Genomic DNA, 22,479 nt, shown 5'->3' on the forward strand with positions numbered 1-22,479 from the left:
GACCATGTTTGAAATTAACCCGGTAAAAAACCGTATTCAGGACCTCACCGAGCGCACCGACGTTCTTAGGGGGTATCTTTGACTACGATGCAAAGAAAGAACGTCTCGAAGAAGTAAACGCTGAACTTGAACAGCCTGACGTCTGGAACGAGCCCGAACGCGCCCAGGCGCTGGGTAAAGAGCGCTCGTCTCTGGAAGCCATCGTCGATACGCTGGACCAGTTAAACCAGGGCCTGGAAGATGTCACCGGTCTGCTGGAACTGGCGGTAGAAGCCGATGATGAAGAAACCTTCAACGAAGCCGTTGTTGAGCTCGAGCAGCTTGATGCCAAACTGGCGCAGCTGGAATTCCGCCGTATGTTCTCCGGCGAATACGACAGCGCCGACTGCTATCTCGACCTGCAGGCCGGTTCCGGCGGCACCGAAGCCCAGGACTGGGCCAGTATGCTGCTGCGAATGTACCTGCGCTGGGCTGAAGCGCGCGGCTTCAAAACCGAAGTTATCGAGGAATCCGAAGGCGAAGTGGCCGGTATTAAATCCGCCACCATCAAGATTTCCGGCGAATATGCATTCGGCTGGTTGCGCACTGAAACCGGCGTTCACCGCCTGGTGCGCAAGAGCCCGTTTGACTCCGGCGGCCGTCGCCATACTTCGTTCAGTTCCGCGTTTGTCTACCCGGAAGTGGATGACGATATCGATATCGAAATCAACCCGGCGGATCTGCGCATCGACGTTTATCGCGCATCCGGCGCGGGCGGCCAGCACGTTAACCGTACGGAATCCGCGGTGCGTATTACCCACGTTCCGACCGGTACGGTGACGCAGTGCCAGAATGACCGTTCTCAGCACAAGAACAAAGATCAGGCTATGAAGCAGATGAAAGCGAAGCTGTATGAGCTTGAAATGCAGAAGAAAAACGCTGAGAAACAGGCACTGGAAGATAACAAATCGGATATCGGCTGGGGCAGCCAGATCCGCTCTTACGTACTGGATGACTCCCGCATCAAAGACTTGCGTACCGGTGTTGAGACCCGTAACACGCAGGCGGTGCTGGATGGCGATCTGGACAAATTCATCGAAGCAAGTTTGAAAGCAGGGTTATGAGGAACCAACATGTCTGAACAACACGCGCAGAACGCAGATGCGGTAGTCGATCTTAATAACGAACTCCAGACTCGTCGCGAGAAGCTGGCGCAACTGCGTGAGCAGGGCGTCGCGTTCCCGAACGATTTCCGTCGCGACCACACCTCTGACCAACTGCACGCTGAATTTGATGCCAAAGAAAACGAAGAGCTGGAAGCGCTGAACGTTGAAGTGGCGGTGGCCGGTCGTATGATGACCCGCCGCATTATGGGTAAAGCCTCTTTCGTAACCCTGCAGGACGTTGGCGGCCGCATTCAGCTGTACGTTGCCCGTGACGATCTGCCGGAAGGCGTTTACAACGAGCAGTTTAAAAAGTGGGATCTGGGCGATATCCTGGCGGCGCGCGGCAAGCTGTTTAAAACCAAAACCGGCGAGCTGTCGATTCACTGTACCGAACTGCGTCTGTTGACCAAAGCCCTGCGCCCGCTGCCGGATAAATTCCACGGCCTGCAGGATCAGGAAGCACGCTACCGCCAGCGTTATCTGGATCTCATCTCTAACGATGAATCCCGCAACACCTTCAAAGTGCGTTCCCAGATCCTGGCGGGTATCCGTCAGTTCATGGTGGGCCGCGGCTTTATGGAAGTGGAAACCCCGATGATGCAGGTGATCCCTGGCGGCGCGTCTGCCCGTCCGTTTATCACCCATCACAACGCGCTGGATCTGGACATGTACCTGCGTATCGCGCCGGAACTGTACCTGAAGCGTCTGGTGGTTGGCGGCTTCGAGCGCGTGTTCGAAATCAACCGTAACTTCCGTAACGAAGGTATCTCGGTGCGTCATAACCCAGAGTTCACCATGATGGAACTCTACATGGCGTATGCGGATTACAAAGATCTGATCGAGCTGACCGAATCGCTGTTCCGCACCCTGGCGCAGGACGTGCTGGGCAAAACCGAAGTGCCTTACGGCGATGAAGTGTTCGACTTCGGCAAGCCGTTCGAAAAACTGACCATGCGCGAAGCGATCAAGAAATACCGTCCGGAAACCAATATGGCCGATCTGGACAACTTCGACTCCGCCAAAGCGATTGCTGAATCCATCGGCATCAAGGTTGAGAAGAGCTGGGGTCTGGGCCGCATCGTGACCGAGATCTTCGAAGAAGTAGCAGAAGCGCATCTGATCCAGCCGACCTTCATCACCGAATACCCGGCAGAAGTGTCTCCGCTGGCGCGTCGTAATGACGAGAACCCGGAAATCACCGACCGCTTTGAATTCTTTATCGGTGGCCGTGAAATCGGCAACGGCTTTAGCGAGCTGAACGACGCGGAAGACCAGGCGCAGCGTTTCCAGGATCAGGTGAATGCCAAAGATGCGGGTGATGACGAAGCCATGTTCTATGACGAAGACTATGTGACCGCACTGGAACACGGCCTGCCGCCGACCGCGGGCCTGGGCATTGGTATCGACCGTATGGTTATGCTGTTCACCAACAGCCACACCATTCGCGACGTGATCCTGTTCCCGGCGATGCGTCCGGTTAAATAAGTTTTCTGACTTATCATCAGCCCCGGTTTTCACACCGGGGCTTTTTTTATCTCACTCCCCTGATTCCTGATTTTTCTTCACTTTGCGCAACAGCAGCCACATCCGCACCGTTCTCACCGACTTGCCGCTAACGCACGACGGCTCTTCCGCCAGCCCGGTTTGTGGATGGTAACCGTTGAAAAACAGATTCAGCGTCACCGCGCTAAAGGTCGCGAGCATGATCCCGCTGTGCAGTAGCGGCTGGAGGACGGCGGGGAACTGTGAGAAAAAGTTGTGGGACAGCATCGGCGTCATCCCCACGCCCAGGCTTATCGCCACGATATAGAGGTTATAACGGTTCGTGGTGTAATTGATGCGGGCAAGAATGCGAATGCCCGTGGCGAGCACCATCCCAAACATCACCAGCCCCGCGCCGCCGAGCACAAATTGCGGGATAGACGCCACCAGCACCGCCATTTTTGGCACCATGCCGAAGAGGATCAAAATGATCCCCGCCGCCACGCACACCCAGCGGCTGTAAACGCGGGTAACGCTCACCAGCCCGACGTTTTGTGAAAACGAAGTATGCGGGAAGCTGTTAAACAATCCGCCAAACAGCGTGCCGACGCCGTCCACCCGCAGGCCGCGCACAATATCCTGCGACGTCAGTTTACGCCCGACGATCTCCCCGAGCGCCAGAAACATCCCCATCGATTCGATAAAGACGATAATCAACACGGCAGTCATGGTGAGGATCGACACCGGATCGAATACCGGCGTGCCCAGCGCCATCGGGGTGACGATGGCAAACCATTTGGCATCGTGCAGGCCGGTCAGATTCACTTCATTCACCATCAGCGACAGCACAAAGCCAAACACGATCCCCAGCAGCACCGCGACGTTAGACATAAACCCTTTAGCAAAGCGGGTCACCACCAGAATAAACAGCAGCACGGCAAACGAGATGCACAGATAAACTGGATCGCCATAGTGCGGGTTGCCTCTGCCGCCCGCCGCCCAGTCGATGCCCACCTGAATAATGCTTAGCCCAATCGAGGTGATCACCACACCGGTCACCAGCGGCGGGAACAGCGGGATCAGGCGGCCAATCACCGGGGCCAGCAGGGTGGTGATCAAGCCCGCCGCGATCGTCGCGCCGAAGATCCCCGTCAGGCCGATATCCGGGTTGAGGCCAATGGCGATCATCGGCGTTACGGCAGCGAAGGTCACAGACATAATCACCGGCAACCGAATCCCCATAAACCGGCCCACGCCCAGACATTGCAGCAAGGTCACCACGCCGCAGCAGAACAGATCGGAACTGATTAGCAGCGCGATGGTTTCCTTATCAAGCCCAAGCCGGTCGCCAATCATTAGCGGCACCGCCACCGCACCGGCATACATCACCAGCACATGCTGTAATCCGAGAATGCACAATTTTGCCGGAGACAACACGCGATCGACTTCGTCCGTCGGCGCGGCGCTATCGTGGGGGAGCGTTTGTGGTCGTGAATCAAGCGTACTCATGAATGCCTTCCTTTTGTTAAACCCGCGAGCAGACCAGGCGCTGCCTGCGTGAATACGGCTTCCTCTGACGACGGTCTGAGACGACCCGGATCTGCCGTGATGTGATTACGGTTGCCAACCCCTGACACCATGCTCAGAAAGTGCCAGTTTTTCGTTCAGGCGAAAGGAAGTGATTAAAACGCGGAGGAGTTCACAAAGTTGCCGCTTTGCGCAGACCTCAGGAGGGATCGCTACGCAAGCGTTTGCATTTGATAAAAACGCAGATTCTCAGATTGATAACCCAGGGGGTTCATTGTGGATCGGTAATCTCAGGATCGCGTGCGGATAAAATCGTTCTTTATGCATCATTCCCGCCTCTCATTCTGAGAGCGCAACCACTGCCTTATAAAACCGCTTGCCACAGTTCTGGCACTATTAATTTGACGGCATTCACAACATTCCTCTCTGCCTGCGGGGAAATCACAACATCGCCCGGTTCTTGCATTGCTATCAGAAACGTAATTTCACAAACCGAAACATAAAGGATGCCTATGAACAGATTGATTGTCGCCGATGCCAGGGAGTGCATCGGTTGTCGCGCTTGTGAGGTTGCCTGTGTGGTTGCGCATAACGACGGCTGGCCGCAGCAGCGCAGCGATTTCCTGCCGCGCATTCGTGTGATATTCAATGGCGAACACAGCAGCGCGGTAACCTGCAAGCATTGCCTGGATGCGCCCTGCGTCAAAAGCTGCCCGGTGGATGCGCTGCACTATGACAACCACGCGATCCAACTGGATTCAACACGCTGTATCGGCTGTAAAAGTTGCCTGGTGGCCTGCCCGTTTGGGGCGATTGATATTGTCGTTACGCCTGATGAAAAGGGCCTGCTGGCCCAAAAATGCGACTTATGCCAGTCGGTAGAGGGTGCCCAGCCTGCTTGTGTGACCCATTGCCCGACCCAGGCGTTACGCGTCTTGGACGGTAACGGGCTTGGGAAACTGCGGCGCGCCCGCCAGTTGCAGGCGGCGAACCCGCAGGGGTTTATGCCGGAGCCGCCGAACAAAATTATCTTGCGTAAGCCGCCGCGCAAGGGCGCGGAAAAGCGCGACGCCGCCGAGCGCAAAACCCATTTTGATGAGATCTATCACGGGCTGGATCCGGCGCAGGCCAGCTATGAAAGCGAGCGCTGCCTGTACTGCGCGCAGAAAGCCTGGTGTAACTGGACCTGCCCAGTGCATAACGCCATTCCTGATTTGATCCGCCTGGTTCAACAGGGGCGAATTAAAGAGGCGGCACAGCTTTCCCACCAGACCAGCTCATTACCGGAAATATGTGGTCGCGTTTGCCCGCAGGATCGCCTGTGTGAAGGCGCCTGCACCCTGAAAAACCGCAGCGGCGCGGTCACCGTCGGCAACCTCGAACGTTATATTACCGACAGCGCGCTGAAAATGGGCTGGCGGCCCACCTTTATCGCCGCACTGCCGCGCCGCGAGCGGGTCGCGGTGATTGGCGCAGGGCCTGCTGGATTAGGCTGCGCCGATTTCCTGGCGCGCGAAGGCGTAAAAGTCGACGTGTTCGACCGCCATCCTGAAATCGGCGGGCTGCTGACTTTCGGCATTCCGCCGTTCAAGTTAGACAAATCGCTGTTAAGCCAGCGGCGCGAAATTTTCAGCGAGATGGGCATTCAGTTTCATCTTAACTGCGAGATTGGCCGCGATAAGACGTTCCATCAGTTAACCGAAGAGTACGACGCGGTCTTCCTCGCGATGGGAACGTATGGATTAATGACCGCCGGGCTGGAGCATGAAGATGCGCCTGGCGTGATTCAGGCGCTGCCGTTTTTAATCGCCAATACCCGGCGGGTGATGGGCCTGGAGGATTCACCCGACTACCCGTGGACCGAACTGAAAGGTAAGCAGGTGGTGGTGCTGGGCGGTGGGGATACCGCGATGGACTGCCTGCGTACCTCGGCGCGGCGCGAGGCGGCCAGCGTCACCTGCGCCTATCGCCGGGATGAAGCCAGTATGCCAGGCTCGCGCAAGGAGGTGACCAATGCCCGGGAAGAGGGCGTGGAATTCTTATTCAACGTCCAGCCGCAGTACATTGCCCGTAACGCGCGCGGCCAGGTGAGCGGTATTGGGCTGATTCGCACCGAGATGGGCGCAGCAGGCGCGGATGGGCGGCGGCGGCCTCAGCCGATAGCCGGTTCTGAATTTGAACTGCCCGCCGATGTGCTGATTATGGCGTTTGGCTTCCGGCCTCACGCGATGCCATGGCTCCAGGGCAGCGGCGTGCGGCGCGATGACGATGGGCTCATCATCACCGGCGGTGCGCGTCGGCTGGCAACGCAAACAACCCGCGATAACGTGTTTGCCGGGGGGGATGCGGTGCACGGCGCGGATTTGGTGGTCACGGCGATGGCGGCCGGGCATCAGGCAGCGCGGGATATGCTGGCGATGTTTGAGCGCAACGCCGCAAGCCAGCTGGCCGTTTAGTTACCGCCAATAAAAAACCCGCTTCGCGAAGCGGGTTTTTTGTTTTTATCAGAAGGTTAAATTGCCCAGCCCCCGGCATAGAAAATCACTAACACGGCGGCAATCACCACCGTACCCATGTTCAAGCGATCCCATTCACGGGCAAACACCCGGCCAACCACCAGCGTCACGAAGCCCAGCATAATCCCGGTAACGATATTACAGGTCAGCACGATAAACACCGCGCACACCAGGCCAGACATGGCGTCGATAAAATCGTTGAAGTTGAGTTTTGAAACGTTGCTCAGCATCAACAGGCCAACGTACATCAGCGCAGGCGCGGTGGCGTAACCCGGTATCAGATACGACAGCGGTGACAAGAACAGGATCAACAAGAATAACGCGCCGACCACCACCGCCGTCAGGCCGGTTTTACCGCCCGCCGCCGTTCCCGCCGCCGATTCGATATACACCGCCGCCGGTGCCGCGCCCACTAACCCGGAGAAAATCGAACTCACCGAGTCGCTGGTCAGCGCCTTACCGCCGTTAATAATCTGGTTATCTTTATCCAGCAAATTGGCCTGGCCCGCCACGGCGCGAATGGTGCCGGTGGCGTCAAACACCGCGGTCATCACCAGCGCCAGCACGCTGGGCAGCACATGCGGTTGCAGCGCGCCCATAATATCCAGGCTGAAAATCAGCGACTTGCCGTCTTCACCGCTCAGGCTCGGCATCGCTACCAGACCGTGATACTTCACCGCCGGGTCGAAAATTAACCCAATGATCGAGATGCCGATAATCACCAATAGGATCCCGCCAGGAATGCGTGATTTCTCCAGCCCGAAGATCATCGCCAGGCCCAACAGGCTCATCATCACCGGAAAAGAGGTAAAGGAGCCCAGTGCCACCGGTAAACCTTCCAGCGGGTTTTTGATCACCATGCCGACGCCGTTGGCGGCGATCAGCAACAGGAACAGGCCGATCCCGATACCGGTGCCGTGGGCAATGCCCATCGGCAGATTACGTAAGATCCAGGTGCGCACGCCGGTCACGGAAATGGCGGTGAAAATCACCCCCATCAGAAATACCGCGCCAAGCGCCACCGGGATACTGATCTGCTGGCCGAGCACCAGGCTGAATGCGGTAAACGCGGTTAGCGAAATGGCGCAGCCAATCGCCATCGGCAGGTTTGCCCACAGCCCCATCAGCAGCGAGCCAAAGCCTGCCACCAGACAGGTCGCGACAAACACCGCGCCCGGCGGAAAGCCCGCTTTGCCTAACATCCCCGGCACCACGATGACCGAATAGACCATCGCCAGAAAGGTGGTTAAACCCGCCAGTATCTCCTGGCGCGTGGTGCTGCCGCGCTCGGAGATTTTAAAATAATGGTCCAGTGCATTGCGCGGCTGCGCGGTATTGGGTGTGTGTAGCGTATCGCCAGACATAAGAATGCCCTCAGTTAACATTGTAATAATCAGGTGCGTTCATAAACCAGACGGCCATCGACGTAGGTACGGTAAATTGAGCGATCGTCGCCGAGCGTAATCATCACAAACAGCTTGTCCACCAGTGAAACGGAGTTGTCGTAGCGCAGTTGCTGGAGCGGGGTGGCGGTGGGTTCCAGCACCACAAAATCGGCCTCTTTACCCGGCGTAAAGTTGCCGATGCAGTGGTCCAGCCCCAGCGAATGTGCACCGCCCAACGTCGACAGATAAAATGCCTCGTAGGCCGAAAGCCGGTAGCCCTGTAGCTGCACCACTTTATATGCTTCATTCAGCGTCTGGAGCATGTTGAAGGTGGTGCCCGCGCCGATATCGGTGCCGATGCCTACTTTGATTTTTTTGCGCCACGCCTGTTGTAGATTGAACAAGCCGCTGCCGAGATAGAGGTTGGAGGTCGGGCAAAACGCGATGCTGGACCCGGTTTTGCTCAGGCAATCCCACTCTTTTTCCTCCAGGTGTACGCAGTGGGCAAACACGCTGCGTTTCCCGGTTAGCCCGTACTGGTGATACACATCCAGATAGCCGTCGTGTTCCGGGAACAGCTCTTTCACCCAGGCGATTTCCTGCTTGTTTTCGCAAAGATGGGTATGCAGCCAGGTGTCGGGATACTCCTCGCGCAGCCGTTGCGCCATCGCCAGCTGTTCCGGCGTGGAGGTCGGGGCGAAGCGCGGGGTGATGGCATATAGCAGGCGGCCATTTTTATGCCAGCGCTCAATCAGCGCTTTGCTTTGCAGATAGCTGCTTTCGGCGTCGTCCAGCAGATAGTCCGGGGCGTTGCGGTCCATCATCACTTTCCCGGCGATCATCCGCATATTGATTTGGCTGGCGGCCTCGAACAGCGCGTCCACCGATTCCGGGTGCACCGTGCCGAATACCAGCGCCGTGGTGGTGCCGTTGCGTAATAGCTGTTTGAGGAAAAAGGTCGACATTTCCCTGGCGTATTCCGCATCCTGATAGCGGCGTTCGGTGGGGAAGGTGTGTTTATTCAGCCACTCCAGCAGTTGCTCACCATAGGCACCGACCATTTCACTTTGCGGATAGTGAATATGGGTATCGACAAACCCCGGCACCACGATTTTGCCTCTGTAATCGCGCACGCGAATTGAGGAAGGAACTTGCGATTTTCCCTCTTCCCATTGCCCAAACCACGCCACTTTACCGTCGCGGATCAACAGCAGCCCGTCTTCCACAAAACGCAACGCGGACTCGATTTCCTCTGGATGCTCAACGGTGCGGGTAATATCGAGAAAGCTCCCGCGCACGGCTTTTAGCGTCTGTTCGCCTGACATGATCGACTCCTTAATGGTTAGTCCAGTTCTTCAACCGCATGGGGCACCGGCTCTTCTTGCTTCTGCCCGAGCGGAATCAACAAATTCAGCAGGATGGCGGTCAGGCCGCCTGCGCAAATGGGGTTTTCAACCAGCACGTAGATCGAGGCTGGCAGCACCTGGAAGATCGCCGGATCGTAGGAAACGCCCAGGCCCAGCCCTAACGAGGTGGCGACAATCAGGGTTTCCCGGCGTTTCAGGCCGTTGGTGATGATGATGCGGATCCCGGCGATGGCGATCATCGAGAACATTAGCGTCATTGCACCGCCGAGCACCGGTGCGGGGATGGTAGTAAAGAAGCGCCCGATGCTCGGGAACAGACCGAGGACAACTAACATTACGGCGATAAACCGCCCCACATAGCGGGAAGCCACGCCGGTCATCTGGATCACGCCGTTATTCTGGGCAAAGGTGGTGAGCGGCAACGAGCCAACGGCGGAGGCGATCACCGACACCAGCCCATCGGCCAGCACGCCGCCCCTCAGGCGCGACTGGTACTCTTCGCCTTTGATAGGGCGGTTCGAGACCATCGCGGTGGCGGTGATATCCCCGACGGCTTCCAGCACGCTCAGCAGATAAATGGTGCCGACCACCAGGAAGTGGTGAAAGTTGAATTCAAAACCGTATTTGAACGGGATCGGGACGGTGACCAGCGGCAGATTGCGCATACTGCTGAAGTCCACCATGCCCAGGCAGAACGACACGATGTAGCCGACAATCAGGCCAATCGCGATGCCGCCCATGCGTAAAAGCGGGCTGCGGCAGCAGTTAAAGCCGATGACCACCAGCAGTACCAACAGGCCGACGCCGATGTTTTCATAGTTACCGAAGGTGCCGCTGCTTTTCGCGGCAAATCCGCCGCCAAAATCGATTATGCCGACTTTGATCAGGCTCAGGCCGATCATCAGCACCACCACGCCGCTGACGGTAGGGGTGATCACCCGTCGCAGGTAGGGCAGAATAAAGGAGGAGCCGACCACTAAAAACGCGCCGACGAACGACACGCCCAGCAGCGCCGACATGATCAGTTCTTCATGCAGGCCGTCGCTTTTCATGCTGCTGCCCAGCGCAATCATCACCGTAACGAACGAGAAATTGACCGACTGAATAGACAGTAAACCTGAGCCGATATGCCCGTAGCGATTCACCTGGAGCCAGGTGCCGACGCCGGAGGCGATCATCGCCATGGAAACCAGGTAAGAGGTGGTTTCGGTTGAGAGTTGCAGCGCAGCGCCGACAATCAGCGCGGGGGTCACCATCGGCACAAAGATCGCCAGCAGGTGGGTTATGGCACCAATCAGGGTTTGGTGGAACGGTGGATTATCTTCTAACTCATAAATAAGATCCGAACCCTTGTTTGATATATCAGACATCCCTTCACCTCGATAAGTAAATTTGATCATCTGATTCAATTAATAAAAATCTGCCCTAAACCACCCGAATTTCAGGTACAGCAAGCCCTGAGCCGGTACACGCTCTTTATGCAGACGCTTATGTTGTGAGGCATTGAATCGTTGGAAACAGGCCGCCGAAGCGGCCTGCACAATTACAATTTTCCTAATGCGCTGAGGATCTTCTCTGGGGTGAAGTGCCATTCTCGCAGCCAGACCTGGCAGGCGTCATGAATGGCGGTAGCGATAGCGGGGGCAGCCCCGTTTACGCCAATCTCAGAGATGGACTTCGCGCCGAACGGCCCGACTTTGTCATCGCTTGGCACCAGCACTGCGCGGAAGTCGCGCGGGATGTCGCCAATTTTGGGCGCGCCGTAGCTGCGTAAATCACGGGTGATCGGATGGCCTTCGGCGTCGTAAATGATCTCTTCCATCAGGCTGTGACCGATGGCGCGCATCGTTGCGCCATAGATCTGCCCCAGGGCGAGATCCGGGTTAACCGGCGTACCGCAGTCGAGCAGGGCAAAGAATTTATCCAGCCGGATCTCCCCGGTGCGGGTGTTCACCGCCACTTCGGCAAAGTTGGCCCCGTACGGGAAAGCGAATTCCGGCGTGATGTAGCAGGCCGTTGCCACCAGCGTGCCGAACCCGGTGCCGGTTTCCGCTTTATGGGCGATCTGCCCGTAAGTCACTTCGCCTTTCTTACCGCGTACGATGCCAGGCGCAACAATGGTGACGTCGCTTTCCGGTTCGCCGAGCATTTGCGCACCGTGGAACTGGATTTTCTTCAGCAGGTTTTCGGCGGCCATACGCGCCGCGTTGCCGGAGAAGCAGGTGCCGGACGAGGCGTAAGCGCCTTTATCGAACAGCGCGTGGTCGGTGTCGCCGGAAATGACATGCACATCTTCCAGCGGGCAGCGCAGGACTTCCGCAGACAGTTTGCTGACCACCGTATCCAGCCCGGTGCCGATATCCGCGCCGCCGGAATGGACAATAAAGGTGCCGTCAGATTCCAGTTTGATCATGCAGTTGGCCTGATCGATATCCGGGATGCCGGATTTCTGCATGATGATCGCCACACCGCGACCGATCTTCCAGTCGCCTTCGCTGGGTTTCGGCGAATCCCACTGGATCATCTCCCTGCCCTGGCGCAGGATCTCTTCCAGCGCGCAGCTGGCGGCGGAGGGCACTGAGGTCGGCGCTTTACCTTCGCCAATCGCGCCGAGGATCTTCAGCTCCTGGCCTTCGTGAACGCGGTTGCGCTCGATAATCTCCAACTGGTCGATCTGCAACTGCTCCGCCAGCTCCGCCAGCGCCATAGTGATGGCGAAGTTGCCTTTCGGCGCGCCGTAGCCCTGATAGGCCCCGGTTGGACAGATGTTGCTGTAATAGGTCGTCACCTGGAAATCGACGTTATCGCACGGGTAGAGCGGCAGCGAGAGCGCCGGGCCGTTACAGGGCACCGTCAGCGAGTGGTTGCCGAACGGCCCGGTGTTGGCGCGGAAATCCATATTGATGGCCGTTAAGCGCCCGTCTTTTTTGGCCCCCAGCTTCACGGTGACTTTCGCCACGTGGCGCGAGGTATTGGCGATAAACTCTTCTTCACGGGTGTAACGAAACCAGACCGGGCGGCCCGTCACGCAGGTGGCCCAGGCGCACACTTCTTCCAGCAAAATGTCCTGCTTCGACCCGAAACCGCCGCCCACGCGCTCTTTAATCACGTGGACTTTGTTTTGCTTCAGGCCGACGATGCGCGCCACCTGGCGACGCACGTGCCACGGCACCTGGGTGGAGGCATGGATCACCAGCCGATCACCGTCCATGCGGGTAAAGCAAATGTGGGTTTCGGTCGGGCACTGCTGGGCCTGGGTTGACGAATAGGTGCGTTCGATAATCACGTCTGCTTCGGCAAAGCCGCGCTCAACGTCGCCGATGTGGCCATGAATGCTGGCGGCGATATTCTTCGCCGGACGCGAGCCAATCGGGAAGTTGATAATCATATGCTCATCGCGCTGGACGGCTTTTTTATTGTCTTCTTCCAGCGTATCCGGCGCGCCCGCGACATACACCACCGGCTCGTCGTGAACCACCGGCGCGTCTTCCGCCATGGCTTCATCAATCGACATCACCGGTTTAAGCACCTGGTATTGCACGTCGATCAGTTCCAGCGCCTGCAACGCAATCTCTTCGCTTTCGGCGACAACCGCCGCCACGCGGTCGCCCACGTGACGCAGTTTTTTACTGAACATGCGGCGGTCGAGCGGTGAGGGTTCCGGCGCGCTTTGCCCACCGGGGGTGTAGTAAATATCCGGGCAGTTGCGCCAGGTGATCACGTGTACCACGCCGGGCAGCGCTTCGGCTTTACTGACGTCAAGGTGGGTTATCAGCGCGTGCGCGTGGGGGCTGCGCAGCATTTTGATGGTGCAGGCATCCGACGTAATGCGATCTTCCACGTAACAGGGCTTGGCCTGAACCATTTTAGCGGCATCGGTTTTCGGGTGGATCTTACCGACCACGGCCAGATCGTCACGGAAGGTGGGTGCCACGGTGCAGGCGGCGTTGGGATCGGCTTTGCGCGCCACCGCCAGATCGATCACCTGGTAATATTGTTGCCAGCCGGCGTCGCGGCTGAACAGGCCAGATAGCGCATCGTCAATCTCATCGCGGGTCGGTATGGCGATGCGATCCAGTAATTCGGTAATAATCAGCGCAGCGGCAGGGTCGTTATAGCCTGACTGAACGACGCCGACGTCCACCATCGCCTGTTGCACCAGGCTGAGTTGATTCCATTTCCCTAACGATTCCGCCGTGGTGATTTTGGCGTTTTCCAACTGGGCGGCAATCAGCAGTGAGGCGTTAATCAGGCGGCCATTAAACAGGATCACGTCCGAACCGGCAAAGCCGAAGCCGTCGTCGCTGTTACGTACCGAGTGCATTCCCAGCCCAAACAGCAGTTTCTGGACGTTCGCGCCGGGATGGGCTTCAAGCTGATGCGCGCTGCCGTTGAGCGTAAATTGAATGATCATTGGATTTCCTCTCCCTTCTGCTGGCAGTCCGCGTACAGGTCAGCCACGACGACACCGGCGATATAACGCTTGTAAGCCACGCTGCCGCGCACATCGTCACGCGGGAAAATCGCCGCGCCGACGGCGGCTTCAAGCTGCTCGCCGTCCAGCCGCTGAGCCTCCACGTCCCGTAGCCGCATTGGGCGATCCGCGACGCCGTCCAGCGCGATGCGCACATTGTTGTCTTCATCGATAGCCACGGCGGCGGTGAGTACCGTGAGTCCCGCCTGGGAACGGCTAATTTTGCGAGTTGAACAGGCACGGTAAGGGTCTTTAATAATGATTTCGGTAATCAGATGGCCGACAGGCTGCGCGAGATAACTTTCCAGCGCCACGGTTTCGCCGTCGCCAAACACCAGTACCGCATCCAGCGCCAGCAGAACCGGAACTAACACCGACTCCTGTTCAATGGCGGCGATTTCTCCGCCTAAGGTGGACTGGTTGCGCAGGTGGCGGGAGTAAACAAAGCCCAGTGCCTCATACAGCGCCGGGGGCAGATGATGGCTGTCACGCAGGGTTTGCAGCGTGGTCATTGCGCCGATGCGCAGGCAGTCGTTATCCCAGTCGATCCAGTCGAGGGACAATCTCTGAAGCGAGATCGCCACGGTTTTTTCAGTGCGGCCCGGCGCGGAATTTAGCTTGCTGCCGCCGGCAAACCAGACGGCATCATTCTGATAACGCTGCTTAAGTTCCAGCGCCTGCTCGACGGAGCCTGGTGTAAGAAATTGCTCAATCATAATTCACCCTCATTTTTCGCCTCCCGCTAGCCGGGAGGCGCCAGGTTTTAATTCAGTGCATCCATGCGTTGCCACATCCGGGCGGCGACTTTTCGTGCTTGCGCATAGACAGGTTCACAATCAAAGGTGAACTGGCGGTCTTCGTAGACCATCACGCCATTCACCATCACGCTGTGCACGCTCGACGAACCGAGACCGAACGCGATATGCCCGGCGACGTTTTCCGCCAGCAGCGGCGTTGGCGAGGCGTAATCGCAAATGGTCAGATCCGCTTTGTACCCGGCTTCCAGGCGGCCAAATTTGGCGTGGAAGTTGCGGCTCAGTAGCGCGTTGCCGTTGGTAAGGGCGCGGGCGAAGCTGTCCGGCCACAGCGGGCCGCCGGCGTCACGGTGTTTGAAGAAGGCGAATTTCATCTCTTCAAACATGTCGGAACCAATGCCATCGGTACCGAGCGCCAGGTTACGAATACGGGTGAGCTGATGGTTGTAGCCCACGTGGTTGTTCATATTGGAACGGGCGTTATGCACCAGGAAACCGTCTTTGTCGTTCAGCAACGTGATATCGTCGGCGGAAAGGTACAGCCCGTGGGCGATCAGCGTTTTGCTGTCGATAAGGTCGTATTCCGCCAGTCGCGCCAGCAGGTCTTTGCCGTAGTGGTGATGGCTGTGGGAGACGTCATAGCTGTCTTCCGCCGCATGAATATGCAACCCGCGCCCGGTGACTTTGACGGCTTCGCTGAGCATCGCTAATCCGGCATCGGGTACGGTGAAGGGCGCATGCGCGCCGATATGGGCTTCCACCAGGTATGGCTGCTGGCCTTTCTCTTTCGCCGCATCAATATGCTTCGCGAAGCGAATATTCTCTTCGACGCCCGCCTGGAGCTCTTTTAACCCACCGTTGCGGTCGGTGGTTTCGAAGCAGGTCATCCCGCGCAAGCCCACTTTGATAAACGCGTTACGCAGCGTGTCCAGCGAACCCGCAATGTAAGCCGGCGAAGCGTGATGATCGATAACCGCGGTACAGCCGCTTTTGATGGCTTCAAGCGAGCAAATCAGACCGCTGTAATAGAGCGATTCCTCATCCAGCGCCCGATCCAGCCGCCACCAGAGGTTTTTCAGCGTGGAGATAAAATCCGGGCAGGGATCGATCTTCGCCTGAATACCGCGCGACAGCCCCGAGTAAAAATGGTTATGCGAGCAGACGATGCCGGGCATCACCACCCGGCCATGCATCTCTTTGTATGACGCATCCGGGTAGCGTTGGGTCAACGCTGGCCCGACCGCGAGGATTTCATCGCCGTCGATGGCGATATCAATGTTTTCCATCACCATCGCCGGATGCAACTGCACGGCGGTAACATTTTTTAAAATAAGCATGATTACGCCTCCACCCGGCCTAACAGATAGTGATGGTGCTGGTGTACATAGCTGATGATGCGGCACATGTCATCCAACCCGGCGGGCACATCCCGGAACTGACCATCGCTGCCGATGGTTAATTCCCAGGTTTGTTCGCCCTGGCGGATATGTACCCGGCTGTCATCCACCAGGAAGCCCGGATTGGCGCTGTTGCGGAAATCTTCCGGCAGGCTGAATACCGTGACCTTGTCCTGGTAAGGCTTGCCCTGCCACGGACAAAACTGGGCGCAGTTGCCACATTCGTTGCAGTAAGCGTCGAGATGCAGCGTCTGGTAGCGGTTCTGGAAGCCAGGCACGGCAATGGAGACGTTGGCGCGGTTGGGGCAGACATCGACGCACTTGCTACAGATGTAGTTACATTCCAGGCAGCGCTCAGCTTCCTGGGCGACAAAGGCGTCGCGATCGTCTTTATCCACCTGCGCCACGGAGATCGCGCCTTTACGACGGTAAACCTCCGCCGGGTTGACGTTATTCCAGTGCTTATCGCTCTGATGGGAGCGGATATTTTCCCGCGTCAGGATCACATCGCTGGCGCGACGGGCGTTGCCGATGGCGGAAACAATCGAGGACGGGCCACGCTGTACGTCGCCAATCAGGAACACGTCCGGGCGGCTGGTTTCGCCGAAGTGGTTGACTACCGGCCAGCCGTTGTCATCCAGCGGGACGCCCATGGCGCGCAGGGCGTCGCTATCCTGCTGCTCGCCAATGGCGGTGATCAGGCTATCTACCTGCATGGTGCGGACGTCATCGGTTTCTACCGGGCGGCGGCGGCCTTTGGCATCGGGTTCGCCCAGCGCCATCACGCGCACCGTCAGTGTGCCGTCGGCGTCAAACTGTTCCGGGTTGCTGAGGAACTGGAACTGTACGCCGTCATGCAGCGCTTCTTCGTACTCTTCACGCCAGGCGGGCATTTCCTGTAATGAACGGCGGTACACCACGGTGACTTTTTCAACGCCCGGTACGCGCAGCGCGGTGCGTGCGCAGTCCATCGCGGTGTTGCCTGCGCCGACCACCACCACATGCTTGCCGAGTTCCAGATTTGTGCCGAGGTTGTATTCGCGCAGGAACGGCAGTGATTTCCAGACGTTGCGGTTATCACCGCGCAGTTTGACGCCGCTGTTTTTCTCGGTGCCGGTGCCAATCAGCACATAATGGAAGCCCTGCTGTTGCAGTTTGTCTACCGTCAACTGTGGGTCGCAGCCGTATTCGATTTTCACGCCGTGGGCGGTGACAAAATCGATATCATGCTGGATCAGTTCGCCCGGAATACGGAACTGCGGAATGATATTTCTCACCACGCCGCCGGCGTTTTTCTCACGTTCGAACAGCGTCACCGGGTGGCCAGCGCGCGCCAGGAAATAACCCGCCGCCAGACCCGCCGGGCCTGCGCCAATCACCGCCACCGGATGGCGTGAACCGGAGCCCGCCGGTTTATGCCAGCGTTGTTTGTAGGTTTCCCAGCCTTTCTCCAGGGCGATTTTTTTCAGCTCGCGGATGTTGAGCGCGCTGTCATAGTCGAGACGGGTACAGTTGTACTGGCACTGGTGATCGCAGATGTGCCCGGTAATGGCGGGCAGGGCGTTGCGCTGATAAATAAGCTCCAGCGCGTCGGCGTAGCGCTGCTCGCCCATCAGACGGATGTACTCAGGAATATCCTGCTTGATTGCGCAGGCCGTGACGCACGGTGCAACATAACAGTCGGTGAGCGGCAGCCCTTCGGCCACTTCGATGCGCTCTTCCGGCTTCCAGTGTTTTTGGGTGTACTCCATGCTGACGGCACGTTTGGCGAGTTCATCAAGACGCGCCACGTCGACCTGCTGCATATGCCAGGCGTCGGATTTTTCTAGTTCACGCATGCATTCGCTCAGGCGCAGGTAGCCGCCTGGCTTCAGCAAATCGGTCGCCATGGTAATCGGGCGAATACCGGTGTCGAAAATATCGCGGATGGTAAGTTGGCTGGCACCGCCGGAGTAGGAAATCGGCAACGTGCCGTTAAAGGCCCGGGAGAGCACCGCCGCCACGTTAATCGACAGCGGGAACAACGCGCGCCCGGACATATACATCTCTTCGCCCGGTAATGCGCCTTTATGGTTGATGGTGCCGAGGGTGTTGGTGAGTTTCACCCCAAAGCCCAGGTGTTTCTCTTTCGCCAGCGTCATCAGGCGTTGCAGCATCGCCAGCGCCTGATCGAGCTTCAGGTCGTGGTCAAACGACTCTTCTTTCAGGCCGATATAGTCGAAACCGCAGGTATCGAGAATTTCGCGAACGCGCGGGTAGCCCAGCAGCGTCGGGTTAAGTTTCACAAAGGTATTGAGCCCTTTTTCTTCCAGCATATAGCGGCAGATGGCTTCAATTTCATTGGGCGGGCAGCCGTGCATAGTGGAAAGCGTGACGCCATGAACCAGGCTTGACGGGATCCGCGCATCCACCGTGGCGAGCTGTTCGCGTTTTGCTTCCGGCAGGCGGGCAATAAATGCCGGGTTAGCCAGCCAGCGCTTGAGGATCTGGCGATACTCGGCGAATTTCGGGTGATCCGCCGCGTTCATCATGTTGTCGATAAATTGCTGCATCGGCGGCTGTTTAATGCCGTCGAGGTTGTAGCCGACGCTCATATTGAAGATAAAGGATTTGGCGTCGTCCGGGCCGCGCGCGGTGAACATCTCATCCAGCAGGTGCAGAATAAACCAGGCTTTCAGGTACTCATCCCAGGCTTTCAGCAGGGTGAATTCGGTGGACCACTCGGTATTGAAGCATTCGTCTTCCGCGTCGATACAGGGTTTTTCCAGCTCCAGCCGATCGAGAATTTGCACCGTTTTCAGTTCGATAAAACGACCACCCGTCAGCCAGGAGGTAATGATGTTCTGTGCGAGTTGGGTATGCGGTCCGGCGGCTGGGCCAACGGGCGTGGCGCAGGTTTCGCCAAATACGGAAATCGGCTGGTGTTGCCCGGTCTGATAAAACTGTTGTTCAGGAATACCAAAAATAGTGTGGTGCTGGTGGTATTCATCAAACAGGCGCGTCAAAAGTTCCTCAAACGGGACGGGACGCATGATATCCCCCATAACCCTCTCCTTAACGTAACATTTTTAATCGGAATTACCGGCAGTGATATAACGTCCGGTGGATTACGTTAAAGGAGCAACAATCGCACCAGCTATTTATCCAGGGCCCAGCTAATAAACAGATTTGTGAGAAGCCTCGAAAGTTGGCCTGGGTTTGTGAAATATCTCACAGCTTACAAATGAGAATTAAAATCACTCTGTTTATATGCGCCGGACGGTGTGTCATCGGGATAATGCTTTTTCTCAAAACAACCGCGTTGTTATCATAATGATAAGGTGTAAGGATAATGAACAATAATTATCATTGGCGACGGTCCTTGCCGCTTAATTTATCTTGCCCCCGGCGTTGTAGTGCCAAGAAATCTTCAGGCGTATCAACATCGAAAATTATTTCCGGGTGGTTCATTTCACAACAGCGATATTCTCCGGCCATCAACGCTTCGCGCATGGAGCGAACATTGGCTAATCGAGCAGCCTGCATCAGACGCGTACGAGGCAGCAAAATCGGATGGCCTGGCTTACCGCGATAGTGCGGCATCAGCGCGTAGTCTCCGCGTAAGTGCCAGAGATTATTAAAGATAGCGTGTTTTAAACAGGGGAGGTCGCCGTGGGTGAGATAACAGTATTCTGTGTCCACATGGGCCGCGCCTGCCTGAACGGAAGAGAGCAGTCCCGATAAATAATCAGGGTTATAAACAATTAACAGTTGCGGATCATGGATATATCGTTGCGCAAGTTCTTCATGGCGAAATCCCGTGACCAGAATAATGCGTGAACAGAATTGAAGCGCGTTTTTGATACTTGCATCAAGCATTGTGCTATCCCGCCAGGGTAGTATCATTTTCCATTGCCCCATTCGGGATGAAAGACCCGCAGCGGTAATTATGCAGTCAATGTGTTCCACTTTATTTTTTTCATCCCGGAGCCTGATGACAATAGCGCAAAATATACCGGATCCTGACGCCCTGTTATGTGATGTGAACGCGTTTGCCAAACCGGTAATAATAAGTCTGGTGGGCGCTGGCGGTAAAACCAGCACGCTGTTTTGGTTAGCCAGATTATTTTGTCGTATCGGCAGGCGCGTGTTAATTACCACCACCACCCAGATGTATATGCCCGATCCCGCCTGTCCGGTAACGCTTTGCCGCGATCCCACGCAACTTCCTGCCCACCTTTTCCAGTCGTCGCTGATGGCCTGTTTCGCTGGCTGGAACGCTGCCCATAACAAAGTGCGTGGATTTTCGCCGGAAATCATAGACCGCCTGATTGCGCAACAGGATCTGGATGTCATTTTGATAGAAGCTGACGGCGCTCGCGGTTTTGCATTAAAAGCGCCCGCTGAGCATGAACCTTGCATACCTCAATCCAGTCGCTGCGTGATAGGGGTTACCGGCGGGGGCCTGTTCGATAAGCCGGTTGGACCGGATAACGTTCACCGTTGGGCGCAGTTTGCCGCGATTACCGGGCTTGGCGCCGGAGAGCGGCTGGATTTGACCGCCATGCGGCGGCTGATCCAACACCCGCTGGGGCTGTTTAAAGGCACGCCGCCGGGCTGTCGCCGGGTCTGGTTTATCAATCGTGGTTCTCAATATGAGAATCATCAGCAAACCCTGAGAGACATGCTGGAGGCCGACGAGGTGGACGCTATTTGGCAGGGGGCGGTGCAGGAAACCCCGCCTATTACGCGCAGAGTGGTGAGATAGCAGCCCAGGTTTACTGGGGCGCCGAATGGATATTTCTATTGAGGTAACAATGAATATTTTCACTGAAGCTGCAAAACTCGAAGAGACGAATTGCCCGTTCGCCATGGCGCAAATTATCGATAGCCGTGGCTCCACGCCGCGCCATTCGGCGCAAATGATTATTCATCAGGATGGCTCCATCGTCGGCACCGTTGGCGGCGGCATGGTTGAGCGCCGGGTGATCGACGAAGCGCTGGAGGCGATGCGTGAACGTAAACCCCGGCTGTTCCACGGCCGCATGGCGCGTAACGGCGACGATGCGGTTGGGTCTGACTGTGGCGGCGCGATGTCGGTGTATATCAGCGTTCACGGGCTACGGCCCCGGCTGGTGTTAATTGGCGCAGGCCATGTTAACCGGGCGATTGCCCTGGCGGCACAGCCGCTCGGATTCGAAATTTCAGTGGCGGATATTTACCCGGAAAGCCTTAACCCAGATTTCTTCCCACCTGCAACCCAGTTGCTGCACGCCGCGTCGTTTTCCGCCGCCGTGGATGCCCTTGATATCAAACCCGATAACTTTGTGCTGATCGCCACCAATAACCAGGACCGTGAAGCGCTGGATAAACTGATTGGCCGCCCGGTTACCTGGCTTGGGCTGCTGGCCAGTCGCCGTAAAGCTCAGGTATTTATTCGCCAGATGCGTGAAAGCGGGCTCACCGAAGAACAGCTTTCCCGGTTCCATGCCCCGGTGGGATATAACATCGGCGCGGAAACCCCGCAGGAAATCGCCATTAGCGTGTTAGCGGAAATATTGCAGATTAAAAACCACGCGGCGGGCGGGTTGATGAGCCAGGCGGCGCATCCCTCTCACCATCAGCGGATTGTGATCCGCGGTGCAGGGGATATTGCCACCGGCGTGGCGCTGCGTCTGTTCCATGCCGGGTTTAAAGTGATCATGCTGGAGGTCGATAAACCCACGGTGATTCGCCGTACTGTGGCGTTCGCCCAGGCGGTTTTTGACGGCGAAATGGTGGTGGAAGGGGTAAGGGCGAAACGTACCACCTCTGCCAGAGAGGCGCTTGCCCTGGCGGACAGCGGCGTAGTGCCGGTGCTGATCGACCCAAATTGCACCACGCTGAACGTGCTGGAGCCGGGCTGCGTGGTGGATGCCATCCTCGCCAAAGAAAATACCGGCACCCACTGCGGTATGGCACCGATTACCCTGGCGCTGGGGCCGGGCTTTACCGCCGGAAAAGATTGCCATGCGGTGATCGAAACCAATCGCGGACACTGGCTGGGGCAGGTTATCTACCAGGGGACAGCGCAGGAAAATACCGGCATTCCAGGCAATATTATGGGCCATACCTCTCGCCGGGTGATCCGTGCGCCGGTAGCCGGGATTATGCACGCCCGGGTAGCGTTGGGCGACATCGTCAACGAGGGCGATGTGATTGCCCATATCGGCGACACGCCTATCGAAGCGCCGCTAACGGGAATGGTGCGCGGCTTACTGAATGACGGGCTGGCAGTCAGCGGCGGATTTAAAATCGGTGATATCGATCCGCGCGGCGCGGCGGCAGACTATACCAGCGTCTCCGATAAGGCCCGCGCCATTGGCGGCGGGGTACTGGAAGCGGTGATGACGTTGATGCACCAGGGCGTGAAATCCACGCAGGAAGTGCTGACGGTGGCGTAAGGCATTAAA

At 57.2% G+C, this 22,479-nt stretch carries 14 protein-coding genes; 5 read left to right on the forward strand and 9 right to left on the reverse strand.

Going from position 1 to position 22,479, the window contains the following annotated elements; all coding sequences use genetic code 11:
* The first annotated feature begins 4 nt into the window (after nt 1-4).
* Both prfB and lysS read left to right on the forward strand, forming a co-directional pair.
* A protein-coding gene (gene prfB / locus RT120_RS06205; protein WP_312980761.1) for a peptide chain release factor 2 occupies nt 5-1,103 on the forward strand; the annotation gives its coding sequence in 2 pieces (ribosomal slippage) (nt 5-79 and nt 81-1,103; 1,098 coding nt in all).
* A 9-nt stretch (nt 1,104-1,112) separates the two neighbouring features.
* Nucleotides 1,113-2,630, forward strand: a complete 1,518-nt coding sequence (gene lysS, locus RT120_RS06210; RefSeq protein ID WP_312980764.1) for a lysine--tRNA ligase — start codon at nt 1,113-1,115, stop codon at nt 2,628-2,630.
* 51 nt (nt 2,631-2,681) lie between these two features.
* Here lysS and RT120_RS06215 read toward each other — a convergent pair whose 3' ends face one another.
* Nucleotides 2,682-4,136, reverse strand: a complete 1,455-nt coding sequence (locus RT120_RS06215; protein WP_312980767.1) for a nucleobase:cation symporter-2 family protein — start codon at nt 4,134-4,136, stop codon at nt 2,682-2,684.
* Nucleotides 4,137-4,666: 530 nt separating this feature from the next.
* On the opposite strand from RT120_RS06215, the gene RT120_RS06220 reads away from it, so the two are divergent.
* Nucleotides 4,667-6,610: an FAD-dependent oxidoreductase gene (locus tag RT120_RS06220; RefSeq protein WP_312980770.1), complete on the forward strand. Its 1,944-nt coding sequence runs from the start codon at nt 4,667-4,669 to the stop codon at nt 6,608-6,610.
* A 56-nt stretch (nt 6,611-6,666) separates the two neighbouring features.
* Here the strand turns inward: RT120_RS06220 and RT120_RS06225 are convergent, their stop codons facing one another.
* The 8 genes from RT120_RS06225 to RT120_RS06260 form a co-directional block, all read right to left on the reverse strand.
* Complete coding sequence (locus tag RT120_RS06225; RefSeq protein WP_312980772.1) at nt 6,667-8,034, reverse strand: NCS2 family permease; 1,368 nt, start codon at nt 8,032-8,034, stop codon at nt 6,667-6,669.
* Between the two features lie 29 nt (nt 8,035-8,063).
* Entirely contained in the window at nt 8,064-9,380 is a 1,317-nt protein-coding gene (guaD, locus tag RT120_RS06230; RefSeq protein ID WP_312980776.1) for a guanine deaminase, read from the reverse strand.
* A gap of 17 nt (nt 9,381-9,397) precedes the next feature.
* The gene (locus tag RT120_RS06235) at nt 9,398-10,792 is read right to left on the reverse strand and encodes a nucleobase:cation symporter-2 family protein (RefSeq protein ID WP_312980779.1); all 1,395 of its coding nucleotides are present in this window, start codon (nt 10,790-10,792) and stop codon (nt 9,398-9,400) included.
* 173 nt (nt 10,793-10,965) lie between these two features.
* Nucleotides 10,966-13,836, reverse strand: a complete 2,871-nt coding sequence (locus RT120_RS06240) for a molybdopterin-dependent oxidoreductase Mo/Fe-S-binding subunit (RefSeq protein WP_312980782.1) — start codon at nt 13,834-13,836, stop codon at nt 10,966-10,968.
* A complete protein-coding gene (gene ygfM, locus RT120_RS06245) occupies nt 13,833-14,612 on the reverse strand; it encodes a molybdopterin-dependent oxidoreductase FAD-binding subunit (protein ID WP_312980784.1) in 780 nt (259 codons plus the stop codon). Before ygfM ends, RT120_RS06240 begins: the two co-directional genes overlap by 4 nt.
* Nucleotides 14,613-14,659: 47 nt before the next feature.
* Complete coding sequence (gene ssnA / locus RT120_RS06250) at nt 14,660-15,988, reverse strand: putative aminohydrolase SsnA (RefSeq protein ID WP_312980787.1); 1,329 nt, start codon at nt 15,986-15,988, stop codon at nt 14,660-14,662.
* A gap of 2 nt (nt 15,989-15,990) precedes the next feature.
* Nucleotides 15,991-19,092 carry a putative selenate reductase subunit YgfK gene (gene ygfK / locus RT120_RS06255; protein WP_312980790.1) on the reverse strand — a complete coding sequence of 1,034 codons (3,102 nt, stop codon included), beginning with the start codon at nt 19,090-19,092 and terminating at the stop codon, nt 15,991-15,993.
* Between the two features lie 301 nt (nt 19,093-19,393).
* On the reverse strand, nt 19,394-19,996 hold the full coding sequence (locus RT120_RS06260; protein ID WP_312980792.1) for an NTP transferase domain-containing protein: 603 nt from the start codon (nt 19,994-19,996) through the stop codon (nt 19,394-19,396).
* Between the two features lie 25 nt (nt 19,997-20,021).
* On the opposite strand from RT120_RS06260, the gene yqeC reads away from it, so the two are divergent.
* Nucleotides 20,022-20,795 carry a selenium cofactor biosynthesis protein YqeC gene (gene yqeC / locus RT120_RS06265; protein WP_312980794.1) on the forward strand — a complete coding sequence of 258 codons (774 nt, stop codon included), beginning with the start codon at nt 20,022-20,024 and terminating at the stop codon, nt 20,793-20,795.
* Nucleotides 20,796-20,844: 49 nt separating this feature from the next.
* Complete coding sequence (yqeB, locus tag RT120_RS06270; RefSeq protein ID WP_312980796.1) at nt 20,845-22,470, forward strand: selenium-dependent molybdenum cofactor biosynthesis protein YqeB; 1,626 nt, start codon at nt 20,845-20,847, stop codon at nt 22,468-22,470.
* The last annotated feature ends 9 nt before the right edge of the window (nt 22,471-22,479 follow it).

This window comes from Atlantibacter sp. (assembly GCF_032062175.1).
GTDB lineage: Bacteria > Pseudomonadota > Gammaproteobacteria > Enterobacterales > Enterobacteriaceae > Atlantibacter.

Coding starts and splice junctions, on each gene's coding strand:
- lysS (WP_312980764.1), top strand. CDS start 1,113: ATGTCTGAACAACACGCGCAGAACGCAGATGCGGTAGTCGATCTTAAT.
- RT120_RS06215 (WP_312980767.1), bottom strand. CDS start 4,136: ATGAGTACGCTTGATTCACGACCACAAACGCTCCCCCACGATAGCGCC.
- RT120_RS06220 (WP_312980770.1), top strand. CDS start 4,667: ATGAACAGATTGATTGTCGCCGATGCCAGGGAGTGCATCGGTTGTCGC.
- RT120_RS06225 (WP_312980772.1), bottom strand. CDS start 8,034: ATGTCTGGCGATACGCTACACACACCCAATACCGCGCAGCCGCGCAAT.
- guaD (WP_312980776.1), bottom strand. CDS start 9,380: ATGTCAGGCGAACAGACGCTAAAAGCCGTGCGCGGGAGCTTTCTCGAT.
- RT120_RS06235 (WP_312980779.1), bottom strand. CDS start 10,792: ATGTCTGATATATCAAACAAGGGTTCGGATCTTATTTATGAGTTAGAA.
- RT120_RS06240 (WP_312980782.1), bottom strand. CDS start 13,836: ATGATCATTCAATTTACGCTCAACGGCAGCGCGCATCAGCTTGAAGCC.
- ygfM (WP_312980784.1), bottom strand. CDS start 14,612: ATGATTGAGCAATTTCTTACACCAGGCTCCGTCGAGCAGGCGCTGGAA.
- ssnA (WP_312980787.1), bottom strand. CDS start 15,988: ATGCTTATTTTAAAAAATGTTACCGCCGTGCAGTTGCATCCGGCGATG.
- ygfK (WP_312980790.1), bottom strand. CDS start 19,092: ATGGGGGATATCATGCGTCCCGTCCCGTTTGAGGAACTTTTGACGCGC.
- yqeC (WP_312980794.1), top strand. CDS start 20,022: ATGACAATAGCGCAAAATATACCGGATCCTGACGCCCTGTTATGTGAT.
- yqeB (WP_312980796.1), top strand. CDS start 20,845: ATGAATATTTTCACTGAAGCTGCAAAACTCGAAGAGACGAATTGCCCG.